Source organism: Tropicimonas aquimaris (genome assembly GCF_042676185.1).
Taxonomy (GTDB): Bacteria; Pseudomonadota; Alphaproteobacteria; order Rhodobacterales; family Rhodobacteraceae; genus Tropicimonas; species Tropicimonas aquimaris.
In genome coordinates this window covers 162,646-177,009 of record NZ_JBHTJT010000060.1, presented here as the reverse complement: position 1 = coordinate 177,009, position 14,364 = coordinate 162,646, and the positions used below count along the sequence as shown (strand labels likewise).

Here is a 14,364-nt window from a genome sequence, read left to right as displayed (position 1 = left end):
TATGTGCGAAGCTGCCAAATTTTTTTGTCCTTTTGAGTTAATGTTTTGGCTCCCGATACCTGAGGTCGCCTTTGAAGTTGGGGTCGACTTAAGTGTAACGTTTTACTAATCTTGTCGAAGGAGTTTCCCGAATCGCTGTATTTCGCACTGCCGGCCTCGTGCGTGGTCGCTTTCAGGGAGGATGAAATGGCCGCAAGTCGATCACGCTGGAACGATCTGGAACAAGGCGTGGCCGTCATGGGAGGCTTGGCGCTGACGGTCCCGTAGAAGGGTGCAATGGCTCAGGGCAAGACGCGAACTCGCTTCAACGGAATTGTCGATTCCGGTGCTGACGCCGCTGATCTATCCGGCCTCGATCGAGAACAATGTCGCTCCACAAAGGCTAAGCCTGTTGCAGGTCGCGCGCGGAGCGAGTTTCTGTGGGCCGATGCTGGCAATGTCCCTTTTGTCGCTGGTTCCGATGTTCATCCCCTTCTTCGTTTTCCAGAGGAAGCTGATCGACGGGATCGCGACCACCGGTCTGAAGGGCGGCTCGGTCGATCGAGGCCCAACCACACCACACGAGAGAAAGTCTGAGTTGGTGGAAAAACCGTTGATTATTGTTTTCACCAAGCCCTGGATGGAACCCCTGCCGGAGCTGGCGGGCAAGCTGGCGGGCCTTGGGTTCGGCGGCGTCGAACTTGCTGTGCGCCCCGGCTACCAGGTGGAGCCGGAAAACGTGAACGCCGACCTTCCGGGGGCGGTCAGGCTGCTGGCGGAACATGGGCTGAAGACGGCCAGCATCGCCAGCGATCCTGACGAGGCGACCATCGAAGCCTGCGGCGCTGCCGGCGTGGGCATCATCCGGCTCTGCGCGCCGATAGACATGGAGGCGGGCTACCTCGCCTCCATCGACCACCACCGGCGCCGCTTCGACGCGCCTCTCCCCGTTCTGGAGCGGACCGGCGTCGCGATCGGCGTGCAGAACCACTATGGCGAGCACGTCGGGAGCGCCTTGGGCCTCGCGCATCTGCTGTCAGGCTACGACCCGAAGCAGGTCTGCGCCGTGCTGGACATGGCCCATTGCGCGGTCGACGGAGAGCCGGTCTGCATCGCTGTGGATATTGCCCGCCCACATCTGAACGGGCTGGTGAACTTCAAGAGCGCCTGCCATCTGCGCGCGAACGGGCCGGAGATGGAGGCCGAGTATGTGGTGCATTGGACGACCCATGATCACGGCGGCTATAACTGGCGCGACCTGGTGGGAGCGTTGCATGGCGTGGGCTTTGCCGGCGCCTTCTGCATCCCTGCCGAGTACAGTCAACTGGCCGGGCGAACCGGCCAGCGCATGGGCGACGAGATCCTTCCCTTCCTGCGCAAGGACATCGCCCACCTCAAGGTGTTGGTCGCCGAGATCTATACGTGACGAGGCAGAGGAGCGGAGACGAAGCCTATGAAAACCGAAAGTGATCTGACCTTTTCCGATGTCAGGGGCGATCCAGCTGCACGGGCCGGACTTCGTGACAGTCAATGACGCGACCGAATGCGCCAATTGCGGCTTTGGCGACGCGACCGTCCACGGACGCGACATTGCAGCTGCGGCCTGTATTCAGGAAAGCTTCGCGCCATGCCTGATCGGCCGCACGCTGCATCCGACCTGTCGCCCATCTGTTTGGCGGCGCGGGCTCATGTCGATATCCGGGCGCCGAACTTCGGCATCCGGGAATACGTCGAATTTGGAACCGAAGCGTCGAACCAGGTGTTCTCCTATGACATGTCGGTCAAGGAGGGCATGTTTCATGTCGGCGACAGCGCAAGGCCGGTCGTCGGCTTCGACGCGGACGCCGCGGCGAAGTATCCCTACAACTGATCCTATCTGCCGGTGACCCGTCTGGAAGATGGAACCCTGTGGAGCTGGTAATCCGCATGGCACCCCGAACACACAAAGCGAGGCAAGCACTATGAACCGCAAATTCGGCAACACCGATCTCGAAACCAGCGCCATTGTCTATGGCTGCATGGGCGGCGCGGGGGCCTTCGGCGCCCAGGAGGAACAGGATTCCATCGAGGCTCTGCAGGAAGCCTTCAACGTCGGGATCAACTTCTTCGACACCGCCGAGGCCTATGGCAACGGCTATTCGGAGCAACTCCTCGGGCGTGCCCTGGGCGACAAGCGGTCCGAGCTGGTGATCTCCTCCAAGGTGGCGCGCGAGAACCTCGCGCCCGGCGACATCATCGCCGCCTGCGACCGCAGCCTGCAGAACCTCGGTTCGGATTACATCGACCTCTACATGCTGCACTGGCCCAACCGCGACGTGCCGCTGGCCGACAGCATCGGCGCGCTGAAGAAGCTCAAGGAAGACGGCAAGATCCGCTGGTACGGCGTGTCGAACTTCGGCAGCCTCGATCTCGACGAGGCTACGGCGCTCGGCGAGATCTCGGTCAACCAGCTTCCCTACCACCTGTTCTTCCGCGCCATCGAGTTCGAGGTCCAGCCGAAGTGCGAGGCCGCCGGCGTGCCGATCATGTGCTATTCCTCGTTGATGCAGGGGCTGCTGGCCGGCAAGTACAAGTCGCTGCAGGATTTCCCGGTGGACCGCGCCCGGACCCGGATGTTCGACCATCGCAAATGGGCGGAGGTCGTGCACAAGGAGGAAGGCGCCGAAGAGGCGGGGCAGGAACTTCTGGACGCACTCTGGAAGCTGGTGGACGAGACCGGCCTGAGCATGGAGGAACTGGCGATCGGCTGGCTGAAGAGTCGCCCGGCCGTCGGCGGCGTCATCGTCGGAACCCGCAACGGCGCGCAGAGCCGTGGGCTGAAGAAGTTGCTCGATGTCACCCTCGACGAGGCCGTGCTCAAGAGCCTGAGCGACGCGTCCGACCGGCTCAAGACCGAGCTGGGAACCGATATCGACATGTGGGGCAAGGGCAGAACCCGGTAAGATCCCTTCTTCGGGCTTGATCGGGCGACAGGCACGCCCGTCCTCTCTGCCGTGGTCGCGGTCTCCTGTGCGAGGCCGCGACCATTCGTTTTCAGGGAGATCTCTTCCGGATGAAAGCCTGCCCAAAGGTCCTCGCCTCTCTGGCATGCCGTCCGTTTTCCGGGTTAGGAACAGGGTCAGCGCTCGGCGCCCCCCGCGCGGCACGCGTGTTTCCGATGCGCAAGGCCCGGGATGACCGAGCACACCCAGTCCCGTGCCCGACCAGGAGTTACCATGACCGCGCCTCTCCCCTTCTTCGATGGTCACAACGATTTCCTCCTGCGCCTGATGAATGCGCCGGGGCCGAGGGAAGATGTCTGGCTCGGAACCGGCGGGGCAGGGCATCTGGACCTGGCGCGGATGAAGGCGGCGGGCTTTGCGGGCGGGCTGTTCGCGATCTTCGTGCCGCCGCGCGCGAGCGGATCGCTGTCCGATCTCCGGGCGACGATGGCAAATCCCCCGTTCGAGGTGCCGCTGCCGCCCCAGATGGATCACGCCACCGCGCAGCCCGACGCCATGACAATGGCCGGGTTGCTCCACTGGATGCAGCGCGCTGCGCTGGAGGATTTCCGGGTCTGCCGCTCAGTGCGCGAGATCCGCGACGCCATGGGCACCGGCGCAATCGCCGGGGTGATGCACATGGAGGGTGCCGAGACGATCGGCCCTGACCTCGACGCGCTCTACCTCTTCTACGAGATGGGGCTGCGTTCGCTCGGTCCGGTCTGGAGCCGCCCGACGATCTTTGGCCACGGGGTCCCGATGGCCTTTCCCGGAACGCCGGACACCGGGCCGGGGCTTACCGAAAAGGGCAAGGACCTCGTCCGGCTGTGCGACGCCCTCGGCATCCTGATCGACCTGTCGCATCTCAACGAGGCCGGTTTCGACAATGTGGCCGCCCTTTCCAGCGCGCCGCTGGTCGCGACCCATTCCAACGCCCACGCGCTCTGCCCGTCGCCCCGCAACCTCACCGACCGGCAACTCCACATGATCCGCGAGCGGGGCGGCATGGTGGGACTCAATTTTGCGACCTTCTTCCTGAATGCCGACGGCAGCACTGCCGCCGATGGCGGTTGGGAGGCGATGCTGCGGCACCTCGATCACCTTATCGACCAGCTGGGCGAGGATCACGTGGGCCTCGGTTCGGATTTCGACGGCTGTGTCGTGCCCGACGTGATCGGAGACGTCACCGGCGTACCCGCGCTCTTCGAGGCGATGGCGGCGCATGGATACGACGACGCGCTGTTGCGGAAGCTGGCCCGAGAGAATTGGCTGTCCTGCCTCGACCGCGTCTGGGGCTGAGACCGGGCTTGCCGGCTCACCTCCCGTGTTGCAGCGCAGGCGCGGCCTCCCCGGACGAGGTGCCGCGTTGCCCAAGCTGTCACCAGCCCTGAGCCCTGCGGCCGATTTCGCCGTGCAAGCCCCTGATGCGTTGAAAAACTGTCACACGCCTCTGTTAGCGCGGCGGGACAGCAATCCATCCACGGGGTTTCCCATGCGTCTTATCCTCCCGGCGATCGCCGCCGCCCTTCTTTCCACCTCCGCCCTCGCCGCCGATGTCTCCGGCAAGCTCGTTCTTTACACGTCCCAGCCGAATGCCGATGCCCAGCAAACCGTCGATGCGTTCCAGGCGAAGTATCCCGAGGTCGAGGTCGAGTGGATCCGGGACGGCACCACAAAGGTCATGGCCAAGCTGCGCGCCGAGTTCGAGGCCGGAGCACCGCAGCCCGACGTGCTGCTCATCGCCGACATGGTCACGATGGAGGGCCTCGAGGCCGAGGGCCGGCTGATGGCCTACCCGGAGGCCGACACCTCGGCCTACGACGCCGCGCTGATGGACGACGAGGGTCATTACTTCTCGACCAAGCTCATTACGACCGGCATCGTCTACAATACCGGCGCCGAGATGGTGCCGACCTCCTACAAGGACCTGCTCAAGGCCGAGGCGAAGGACAAGCTGGCGATGCCCTCGCCGCTGACCTCCGGCGCCGCGACGATCCACATGGCGGCGATCACGTCCAATCCCGATCTGGGGTGGAGCTTCTACGAAGGTCTCGCCGACCAGGGCGCAGTCCCCGAAGGCGGCAACGGCGGCACCTACAAGGCGGTGGCCGGCGGCGAGAAGCTCTACGGCTTCGTCGTGGACTTCCTGCCGATCCGCGAGATCGCCAACGGCGCGCCGGTCCAGTTCGTCTTCCCCGAGGAAGGCGTCTCGGCGGTGACCGAGCCCGTCGCGATCCTCTCGACGGCCCAGAACCCCGACGCGGCCAAGGCCTTTGTCGACTTCCTGATCTCCGAGGAAGGCCAGCAGCTTGCCGCCGACATGGGCTATCTGCCGGCGCATCCGGGCGTCACCCCGCCCGAAGGGTTCCCGGCGCTGACCGATATCAAACTGCTCGACTTCGATCCGGCCCGGGCGCTGGCCGAGGATCAGGCCAACAAGATGAAGTTCACCGAGATCTTCGGCGGCTGACACCTTGCGACTGACGAAATACCTGCGCAGCGGCGAGGGGATGACCCTTGCCGCTGTGACGTTTCTGGCGCTGGCGCTGTTCGTCTTTCCGCTCGGCCTGCTGGCCCGCGTCGGCCTGACCGGAGAGGAGGGCCTGTCGCTGGCGCCGCTGGGCGAGGCGCTGGCGTCCCGTTCGGTGCTCCGCGCGCTTGGGCATTCGCTGGTAACGGCGACGCTGTCCGCCTGCCTGTCGCTTGTCGCGGGCACGGCGATCGCCCTTGTCATGGGGTTGACGGACATCCGGTGGAAGGGGGCTTTCACCTTCCTGCTGCTGATTCCGATGATGATCCCACCGCACGTCACGGCGATTGCCTGGATCCAGGCGATGGGGCCGTCCTCGCCGATCCTGCGCAGCCTCGGGATGGCGCCGGAACTGGGCAGCACACATCCGCTCTATTCGCCGGGCGGCATGATATTCCTTCTTGGGGTGCAGCACACGCCGCTGGTCTTTCTCGTGGTGCTGGCGGCGCTGCGGACGCTGCCGCGCGAGATGAGCGACGCGGCGCGGATTGCGGGCGCGAGGCCTGTCCGGCTGCTGCGTCGGATCCTGCTGCCGCTGCTCGCGCCGACGCTGATCGCCGCCTGGGCGCTGGCCTTCGTCTCGGCGCTCGGCAATTTCGGCATCCAGTCGCTGCTCGGCATCCCGGCGCGCTACATTACGCTGCCGGTGCTGATCTGGCAGCGGCTGGCGAGCTTCGGACCGAGTGTGCTGACCGACGTGGCGGTGATCGCGGCCCTGCTCGCGCTGCTGGCTGTCGTGGTGATCCTGGCGCAGATGGCGCTGCTGGTTCGCAGCCGTGCGACGCTGATCGGGCCGCCGCAGCCACCGCTCCACCTGGCGCTCGGCCCTGCGCGACCCTGGGCCGAGGGAGCCCTGGCGGGGCTGGTCGCGGCGACGCTGGTGCTGCCGATGACGGCACTCGTGGCGACGGCGCTGGTGCGGACCTATGGCCTTCCGCTCAATGCCGAGACGATCACCCTCGACAACTTCACCGAGATCCTGTTTCGCCAGTCGGTCACCGCGCGGGCCTTTCTGAACTCCACGCTGACCGCAGCGGCGGCGGCCGGGGTCATCGCCATCGGCTGTGTCTTCCTCGCTCGCTTCATGTGCTCCCGTCGCCGGCCCGTGCGGCGCACCGCCGTCAGCCTGGCGACGCTGGCGGAGATGACCTATGCGATCCCCGGGCTGGTGATCTCCATCGCCTTCATCCTCGCTTTCATCAAGCCGCTGCCGGTGCTTGGCGTCTCTCTCTACAACACGCTCGGCATCATCTTCCTTGCCTATCTCTGCGCCTTCTTCTCGATCGCGTTGAAGCCGGTCAGCGCGGCCTACTTCCAGCTCGACCCGGCGCTGGATGAGGCGGCGCGGATCGCTGGCGGGCGCTACATGTTCCGGATGTGGCGCATCTTCCTCCCGCTGATCGCCCCGGCCGCGGCCTCTGGCGCGATCCTGGTCTTTCTGACGGCGTACAACGAGGTCACGGTCTCGGCCCTGCTCTGGTCCACGGGCAACGAGACCATCGGCACCACGATCTACAACTACGAGGACGGCGGCTACACCACGCTCGCGGCCGCGATGTCTTCGGTGACGGTCCTGGCCACGATCCTGCTCATGGTCCTGCTCGACCAGTTGGGCCGACGCGCCCCGCCGGGCGTCGTGCCCTGGCGGATCTTGCGGTCAGCGCAGGAGCGGCAGGAACTCGGCCTCGAGCGCCTCGTAGTCCGAAAGGTGCTGGTCCAGCGACGCAAGAAGCGGCGTATTGCCGGCGTGACGCTGACGGATCTCCGCGATCCGTTCGGACAGGGTGAATGTCTCGCCGCGCGGGCCGGAATGGGTGTCGCAGAAGGTGAGTGCCCGGCTGAGCGCGCTGCGCATCATCCGGCATTCCGGGCCGTAATGGGGCATCAGCTCCGGTCGCGTCCGCTGGGCCAGCGCCCGTGCGCCGGAATGGTGCAGCACGGCCTCCACGATCCCGTCGTCGAGGCCGTCGGAGCGGGCGACCAGCGCGCCGTCGACCGGGTGAAAGCCGGTGGTTGCAAGGTCCGGCGCATAGCCGAGGTCGTGATAGGCGGCCGCGATCACGAGCCGGCCGCCAAAGGGCAGCCGTGCCTCGATGCTTCGGGCGGTCTGCATGACCTTGCGGATATGTGCCAGCCGGTCGAAACCGGCATCGAAATGGTCTTCGGGCCGTCGCATGGCCTACTGCGGCAAAATCCAGGCGCGGCGAATGCGAACAGACACCGGCTGCCCGGGGTGAAGCGGCGCGCCGTGGGAGATCGTCAGCACCACGCTATCGGCGATCTGCAGCTCCGCTTCCCAGGTGCCGCCCCGATAGAAAACGCTGCGGACGGTGCCGGCAAGCCCGCCGGGCGTCGCATCGGGCAGGATCTCGATGGCCTCGGGGCGCAGCAGGGCGCGGGCCGGGCCGGCGGGTTGGCCGGGGGCGGCCTCCGCCGGGAAACGGGCGCTGGCGAGTTCGGCCATGCCATCTGCATAGCGCAGCGGCACGACCGCGCCATGGCCGATGAAGCCCGCCACCTCCGGCGAAACGGGGCGTTCGTAGATCTCCTGGGGGGTGCCGACCTGAAGAAACCGGCCGGCCCGCATGACCGCCATCCGGTCGGCCAGCGCCATGGCCTCGCGCTGATCGTGGGTGATGTAGATCGTCGTCGCGCCGGAGGACCGGTGAAAGGCCAACAACTCCCGCTCCATGGTCGCGCGCAGGTGCGGGTCCAGGTTGGCCAGCGGCTCGTCCATCAGGATCGTGCGGGCGCCGCCGGCCAGGCACCGCGCCAGCGCCACCCGTTGGCGTTGCCCGCCCGAGAGCGCCTCCGGCTTGCGGTCGGCGTAGTCCTGCAGCGAGACAGTGGCGAGATGCGGCTCCACGGCCCGCGCCGCCGCCTTGCGCCCCATCCCGCCGGCTTCGAGCGGAAAGGCGACGTTGTTCCTGACCGACAGGTGGGGCCAGAGCGCGTAGGATTGAAAGACGAACCCGGTTCCCCGTTCTTCCGGCGGGACCATGGTCGACCCGTTGGCCACCAGTTCGCCGTGCAGCCGGATCTCGCCGCGGTCCGGTGCTTCGAGCCCGGCGATCAGCCGCAGAAGCGTGCTCTTCCCGCAACCGGATTCGCCGACGATGACGAACAATTCCTGCGGGTCGACATCGAAGGTCACGTTGTCGACGGCGGCGAGCCCCGCGAAATCCTTACCAACCGCACCCACCTCGATCCCGCCTGCCATGTCCCGTCTGCTCCCGCATCTTTCGTCATTCTGGTTTGCGGGCTTTCTTCGGGCAGCCGTGTAACCGTTTCGTGACGGCTGCGATGCGGACGGTGCCGGCAGTCCTGTGGACCGACCAACGGCCCGGGCCAGCCAGCAAGGCATTTCCGGTCAAAACCCTGGCAGGTTCGGTCAATACCCCGGCGCTTCTGGGCGGCTATCCCTTGGTCATCACGCAAAACCAGGGAGCACACCCATGCACGTCAAACCCATCCTCGTCATCGGCGCCACCGGCAAGACCGGCGCGCGCGTCATCGCCCGACTGGAGGCGAAGGGCCTTTCGGTTCGCCGCGGCTCCCGCAGCTCCGACACGCCCTTCGACTGGGACGCGCCGGAAACCTGGGGCCCCGCTCTGGAGGGCGTCCGGTCGGCCTATGTCACCTATTTCCCCGATCTGGCCTTTCCCGGTGCGGTCGAGAAGCTCGAGGCGCTCTGCGCCGCTGCAAAGACCGCGGGCGTCGAGCACCTTGTCCTGCTGTCCGGTCGCGGGGAGCATCACGCGCGACTGGGCGAGGAGGTCGTGCGCAACTCGGGCGTGGATTTCACCATCGTCCGCTCGGCCTGGTTCGCGCAGAACTTTTCCGAGGGCTACCTGCGGGAGCCGATCCTCTCCGGCGTGCTGCCGATGCCGGGGGGCGACGTCGCGGAGCCGATCATCGACATCGACGACATTGCCGATGTGGTGGTGGCGGCGCTGACCGAAGAGGGGCACCGGGGCGAACTCTACGAGGTGACAGGGCCGCGGCTCCTGACCTTCGCCGACATGGCTGCCGAGCTGTCCGCCGCCACCAGCCGGCCGATCCGGCATGTCCCGATCACGTTCGAGGATTTCCACGCCGGGATCGCGGCGACAGGCGGAGACTTCGTGGCCGACGTCTTCACCGCGATCGCGCGCGAGACGCTGGACGGGCGCAACGCCAACCTGAGCGACGGTGTCGAGCGCGCCCTTGGCCGGCCGCCGCGCGATTTCGCGGATTTCGCCAGAGCCGCCGCACAGGCCGGCGCATGGCCGGTGGCCGCCTGACCGTCAAACGACCTCGATACCGAAAGGACATCCCATGACCCTTACCCGACTTGAAAAGGCTGCCCTTGGCATTTCCGGCGTCACGGCTCTCGCCATCGGTGGCTTCATTCTCGCCGCGCCGCATGCCTTCTACGCGAGCTACGGTATCGCTCTGGGCAACGACGCCAGCCTGCTGAGCGAGCTGCGCGCCCCGGCCGCTGGCCTCGCCGCCTTCGGAGCGCTCATGCTGGCCGGGATCGTCCGGGGCACGCTGAGCCGGGTTTCGATGATCGTGGCGCTGACCGTCTTCCTGGCCTTTCCGGCCGGGCGACTCTTCGGGATCGTGGCCGACGGCATGCCCTCCGGCGGCATCCTTGGCGCGCTGGTCGTCGAACTGGCCATCGCCGCCCTTTGCCTGGTCGCCTTTCGCCACAGGCTCCGCGCGCCCGAGAGGCAGGGCCAAGGCTATCCGGCCGCCTGAACCGTCACGCTTGCGGCGGGATGGCCGCGCCGTCCCGCCGCTCATCCAACCCCTCAAGGAGATTTCACAGATGTCCCCGTTCTTCTTCGTGCTGATGCAGGCGGCCATCCTGGCCTACGCGCTGGTCGGCGGCGTTTTCCTCGCCTTCTCGGATTTCATCATGCGTTCGCTGTCGCTGACCGGCGGCAGCGGTGGCGTGGAGGCCATGCAGGTCATCAACCGGGAGGTCTACCGCTGGGTCTTCATGACCCTGTTTCTCGGCATGGCCGTCGTCTCGCTGGGGGTCGCAGGTGTCGCGGCATTCGGCTTGAGCGGGCCCGAGCGCGGCCTCGTCCTGGCGGCTGGCATTGTCTACCTGGTGGGGTGCTTCGGCGTCACGGTGTTTTTCAACGTGCCGATGAACGAAGCTCTTGCGGGAATGGACCGGTCGTCCGATGCCGCCCGCAGCTACTGGACCGGCACCTATCTGCCCCGCTGGACCTTCTGGAACACGGTTCGCACGTTGGCCTGCGTGCTGTCCGCGGCCTTGCTCCTGCTCGGCCTGCTTTGGACGGCGCAGGGGCAGGCGTGACGCGGTGGTCGGGGCGCCCAGCTATCACGCTTGACCGGCGCGCCGGCATGGACATCCCGCCGCCCGCATGGCACCACGCCCGCATGACGACCCTGTTTCGGATACCCGCCGGCAAGCCCCCGGCTCGAATTACCATCCCGGCCTGACTCGCCGGGCCGGGCTCCCTGTATCCGAATTTCCACGAAACGCGCCTTGCGCCTCGACAGGTCTGTCTCATGTCACCCAACTTACCCACGCTCCATCTCCTCTGCGGCAAACCCGCTTCCGGCAAATCGACCTTGACCGGGAAGCTGGGACGCCAGCCGGGAACCGTCGTCCTCTCCGAGGATGCGCTGCTCTCCGCTCTCTACGGCGAGCAGATGGCCACGATCGCCGATTACGTTCGCTGCTCCGCCCGTCTCGAGGCCGCCATCGGCTCTCACGTCGTCTCGCTTCTGCGGGAGGGCGTCTCCGTCGTGCTCGACTTCCAGGCGAATACCCTTGCCAGGCGCGCTTGGATGCGCAGCCTCGTCGAGGCCTCGGGTGCGGCCCACACTTTGCACTTCCTCGACGTGCCGGACGAGGTCTGCTTGGCGCGGTTGCGGGCGCGGAACGCGTGCGGGGATCATCCGTTCGAGGTCTCGGACGAACAGTTCGCGCAGCTGAGCAGGCATTTCGTTCCTCCAACCCCGGAGGAAGGTCTCCATATCGTCATGCATGGCGCTGAGTGAAAACGATTATGGCCGCGCGGGGTCTGCTCCCGCGCGGCCGGTCTTGTTTTCTGGATGGGCCTGTCGTTCAGGCCGAGAGGGCGCGGCCTGACGGGACCTGGGCCTTCCGGGACCGGGGCCGGTTGGTGACCTGGCCCACCCAGACCGAACCGAGCACGATCACCGCGCCCAGGGCCTGCAACGGGCTCAGCGCCTGTCCGAGCCACAGCCAGCCGATGGCGACAGCGGTGACCGGGCTCATCATGCCGAGCATTGAGACCGCGCCGGGCTCGATCCGGGCGACGCCACGGAACCACAGCCAGTAGGTCAGCGCCGCGCCAAAAAGCCCGAGCCACGCGAGGCCGGCGAGATTCGCGGTATCGAGAGGCGGCAGGGGAGGCTCGAGCACGAGCGCGACGGGCAGCAGGATCAGCCCTCCCGCGGTCAGCTGCCAAGCGGTGAAGCTCAGCGCGGGCACTTGCGGCTGCCACTTGCGGCTCAACACGGTTCCCGCGGCCATTGAGGCGGCGCCGCCGATCCCGGCAGCGATGCCGATCGGGTCGAGCGCGGCCTCCGGGCCGAGCAGGAGCAGGGCCACGCCAGCGACACCGGTGAGGGCCGCAAGCACCGCCATCCCGCGGACCGGCGTTCCGAGCACGCCACGCGCGAGGCCAATGACGATCAGCGCCTGCAAGGATCCGAGCGTCGCCGCGACGCCGCCGGGGAGCCGGTAGGCCGCCACGAAAAGCAGCGTCCAGAAGATGGCGAAGTTCAGCGCCCCCAGTGCGAAGACGCGGCCCAGCCAGGCCCGCGGCGGCAGGCAGCGGGTGACGGCCAGCAACAGGAGCCCGGCCGGCAGCGCGCGCAGCACCGCGAGGGTGACGGGGTAGCCCGCGGGAAGGGCCTCGGTCGTGACGAGGTAGGTGCTGCCCCAGATCGCCGGGGCGAGCGCGGTGAGGAGGATGTCGGTCGGCCGGGTCATGGTCGGGTATCCTTTGCGGCGCGGGCACTCACCAGAGGTGGCGCGGGAAGACGGGCGGCTGGTCTGGCCATGGTTCGAGACCGATGTCGCGCATCTGCCGGGGAGAGAGGTCGCGGGGAACGGCTCGCCGCCGTTGGCGTCGCAGACTTCTGACGGGGAGGCGGAAGGGGAAGCTCATGAGAAGGCCCTTTCAGTTTTGGGGGGAAGAGCCCGGCACTCTCCGCGGCCTGCGCGGAGTGCCGGAGATATGACGGCCGTTGAATCAGGCGGCCTCGCGCATGCGTTCGCCGAGGGCGAGGCGGGCGGCCAGTTCGGCCACATGGGCGCCCTGGAACCGCGCGCCGGCAAGATCGGTCTCGGTGGGACGGAGCGCGCCATCGGCCCCGGCGATGGTGCCCGCGCCATAGGGCGCGCCGCCGATGATGCCGTCGCGCGATGTCTGGCCAGCGAAGGAATAGGGCAGGCCGGCGATCAGCATCCCGAAATGCTGCAGCGGGATCTGTGTGGAGAGCAGCGTCGCCTCGTGGCCGCCGTGCTGCGAGCCGGTGGAGGCAAAGACCCCGACCACCTTGCCGACCAGCGCATTCCGCGCCCAGAGCCCGCCGGCCTGGTCGAGGAACTGCTTCATCTGGCCGGCCATCATGCCGAAGCGGGTGGGCGTGCCGAGCAGCAGGCCGTCATAATCCGCCAGATCGGCGGGCGCGGCCTCGGGTGTGTCGTCCGCCAAGTAGCCCGCGCTCCGCCGCACGGCTTCGGGCACGGTTTCGGGGATGCGGCGGATATCGACGCGCGCACCGGGAACGCTGCGCGCGCCCTCCGCCGCGGCCAGCGCCATGTCGCGGACATGGCCGTAGCTGGAATAGTAAAGCACGAGAATGCGGGGCATGGGATCTTCTCCGGTCGGTGGTTCGTTGCCGGGAAGATCGGTGATCGGGCGGACGGGAATAAGCGGCCCGCGCGCAAATCATTCTTTACACCAGGTTATGAATGCGCGGGCCGGAGCGCGGTGCGCAGGTGCTCGAGAAAGGCCGAGACCTTGGCGTCCATGCCGAGCCGGGACGCGGTGACGGCGAAGATCTCCGGTGCGGGCAGCTCGTAATCCGGCAGCAGGCGAACCAGCTCGCCGCGCGCTTCCGGGCCGTCGGAGACGAAGTCGGGCAGGGTGCCGATCCCTTGGCCGGCGATGAGAAGGTCCCGCAGGACCAGGCTGTTTCCCACCCGCAAGGGCGGGTCGATCTGGACGGTGCGGGGGCCCTCCGGTCCCGAGAGGGCCCATTCCGTCAGGTGCTCGGCGAGCAGGAAGCCGACGATGCGATGCCGGGACAGATCGTCAGGACTCTGCGGCGTGCCCGTGTGCTCCAGATAGCCCGGTGCGGCAAAGATCCTCTGCCGCATGATCCCGATCCGCCGCGCCACCAGCGAGGAATCCGGCATCGCGGGCCGGATTCGGATGGAGACGTCGAAACCGCCTTCGATCATGTCCACCACGCGGTCGTCCATCGACAGCGTCAGCCGAAGGTCCGGATGCGCGTCGAGAAAGGAGGGCAGGATCGGCGCGATCACCATCTGCCCGAAGGAGCTCGAGGCGTTGACCTTCAGATGCCCCTGAACCCGTCCTGCGCCGTCGCGGATATGGTCCTCCACCCGTCCCACCGCATCGAGGATCCCGAGCGCCTCCTCGTAGTAGAGCCGCCCGGCATCGGTCAGGGACATGGACCGCGTGGTGCGGGTCAGGAGCGTGCAGCCGAGGCTTTCCTCCAGCAGTTTGACCTCACGGCTGAGAAGCGCCCCGGAAACGCCGAGATCCTCGGCGGCGCGGGCGAAGCTGCCGCGCTCGACGATGCGGCAATAGGCGTGCATGACGGAAAGCTTGTCCATGGTCTCGACAT

Annotated in this window: 14 protein-coding genes and 1 pseudogene; 10 read left to right on the top strand and 5 right to left on the bottom strand. The window is 67.0% G+C overall.

The annotated features are described in order from the left end of the window. Positions 1-325 precede the first annotated feature (325 nt). The 6 genes and pseudogenes from ACFQ2S_RS24065 to ACFQ2S_RS24040 all read left to right on the top strand — a co-directional run. Positions 326-1,405 (top strand): TIM barrel protein, encoded by a 1,080-nt coding sequence (locus ACFQ2S_RS24065; protein WP_386079085.1) that lies wholly within the window; start codon positions 326-328, stop codon positions 1,403-1,405. 201 nt (positions 1,406-1,606) lie between these two features. Then, positions 1,607-1,849, top strand: coding sequence for a hypothetical protein (locus tag ACFQ2S_RS24060; protein WP_386079083.1), 243 nt, complete (start codon positions 1,607-1,609; stop codon positions 1,847-1,849). Between the two features lie 91 nt (positions 1,850-1,940). Further along, the gene (locus ACFQ2S_RS24055; RefSeq protein ID WP_386079081.1) at positions 1,941-2,921 is read left to right on the top strand and encodes an aldo/keto reductase; all 981 of its coding nucleotides are present in this window, start codon (positions 1,941-1,943) and stop codon (positions 2,919-2,921) included. 273 nt (positions 2,922-3,194) lie between these two features. Beyond that, positions 3,195-4,259, top strand: coding sequence for a dipeptidase (locus ACFQ2S_RS24050; protein ID WP_386079078.1), 1,065 nt, complete (start codon positions 3,195-3,197; stop codon positions 4,257-4,259). Between the two features lie 193 nt (positions 4,260-4,452). Then, positions 4,453-5,430, top strand: a complete 978-nt coding sequence (locus tag ACFQ2S_RS24045) for an ABC transporter substrate-binding protein (RefSeq protein WP_386079075.1) — start codon at positions 4,453-4,455, stop codon at positions 5,428-5,430. A 40-nt stretch (positions 5,431-5,470) separates the two neighbouring features. Next, a pseudogene (locus ACFQ2S_RS24040) lies at positions 5,471-7,096 on the top strand (ABC transporter permease); the annotation flags it as partial. 51 nt (positions 7,097-7,147) lie between these two features. Here the strand turns inward: ACFQ2S_RS24040 and ACFQ2S_RS24035 are convergent. Both ACFQ2S_RS24035 and ACFQ2S_RS24030 read right to left on the bottom strand, forming a co-directional pair. Beyond that, complete coding sequence (locus ACFQ2S_RS24035; RefSeq protein WP_386079379.1) at positions 7,148-7,603, bottom strand: HD domain-containing protein; 456 nt, start codon at positions 7,601-7,603, stop codon at positions 7,148-7,150. 66 nt (positions 7,604-7,669) lie between these two features. After that, the gene (locus ACFQ2S_RS24030; protein ID WP_386079073.1) at positions 7,670-8,710 is read right to left on the bottom strand and encodes an ABC transporter ATP-binding protein; all 1,041 of its coding nucleotides are present in this window, start codon (positions 8,708-8,710) and stop codon (positions 7,670-7,672) included. Positions 8,711-8,945: 235 nt separating this feature from the next. On the opposite strand from ACFQ2S_RS24030, the gene ACFQ2S_RS24025 reads away from it, so the two are divergent. The 4 genes from ACFQ2S_RS24025 (at position 8,946) to ACFQ2S_RS24010 (ending at position 11,514) form a co-directional block, all read left to right on the top strand. After that, positions 8,946-9,773 carry an NAD(P)H-binding protein gene (locus ACFQ2S_RS24025; RefSeq protein ID WP_386079071.1) on the top strand — a complete coding sequence of 276 codons (828 nt, stop codon included), beginning with the start codon at positions 8,946-8,948 and terminating at the stop codon, positions 9,771-9,773. A 34-nt stretch (positions 9,774-9,807) separates the two neighbouring features. Then, on the top strand, positions 9,808-10,233 hold the full coding sequence (locus ACFQ2S_RS24020; RefSeq protein WP_386079068.1) for a DUF4345 domain-containing protein: 426 nt from the start codon (positions 9,808-9,810) through the stop codon (positions 10,231-10,233). Positions 10,234-10,303: 70 nt separating this feature from the next. Continuing rightward, positions 10,304-10,804: an anthrone oxygenase family protein gene (locus tag ACFQ2S_RS24015; protein WP_386079065.1), complete on the top strand. Its 501-nt coding sequence runs from the start codon at positions 10,304-10,306 to the stop codon at positions 10,802-10,804. Between the two features lie 215 nt (positions 10,805-11,019). Continuing rightward, positions 11,020-11,514 carry an AAA family ATPase gene (locus ACFQ2S_RS24010; RefSeq protein WP_386079062.1) on the top strand — a complete coding sequence of 165 codons (495 nt, stop codon included), beginning with the start codon at positions 11,020-11,022 and terminating at the stop codon, positions 11,512-11,514. Positions 11,515-11,581: 67 nt separating this feature from the next. Here the strand turns inward: ACFQ2S_RS24010 and ACFQ2S_RS24005 are convergent, their stop codons facing one another. The 3 genes from ACFQ2S_RS24005 to ACFQ2S_RS23995 form a co-directional block, all read right to left on the bottom strand. Then, positions 11,582-12,475 carry an EamA family transporter gene (locus ACFQ2S_RS24005; protein ID WP_386079059.1) on the bottom strand — a complete coding sequence of 298 codons (894 nt, stop codon included), beginning with the start codon at positions 12,473-12,475 and terminating at the stop codon, positions 11,582-11,584. Between the two features lie 262 nt (positions 12,476-12,737). Beyond that, entirely contained in the window at positions 12,738-13,361 is a 624-nt protein-coding gene (gene wrbA, locus ACFQ2S_RS24000) for an NAD(P)H:quinone oxidoreductase (RefSeq protein ID WP_386079056.1), read from the bottom strand. A 95-nt stretch (positions 13,362-13,456) separates the two neighbouring features. Further along, complete coding sequence (locus ACFQ2S_RS23995) at positions 13,457-14,353, bottom strand: LysR family transcriptional regulator (RefSeq protein WP_386079054.1); 897 nt, start codon at positions 14,351-14,353, stop codon at positions 13,457-13,459. Between the last annotated feature and the right edge of the window lie 11 nt (positions 14,354-14,364).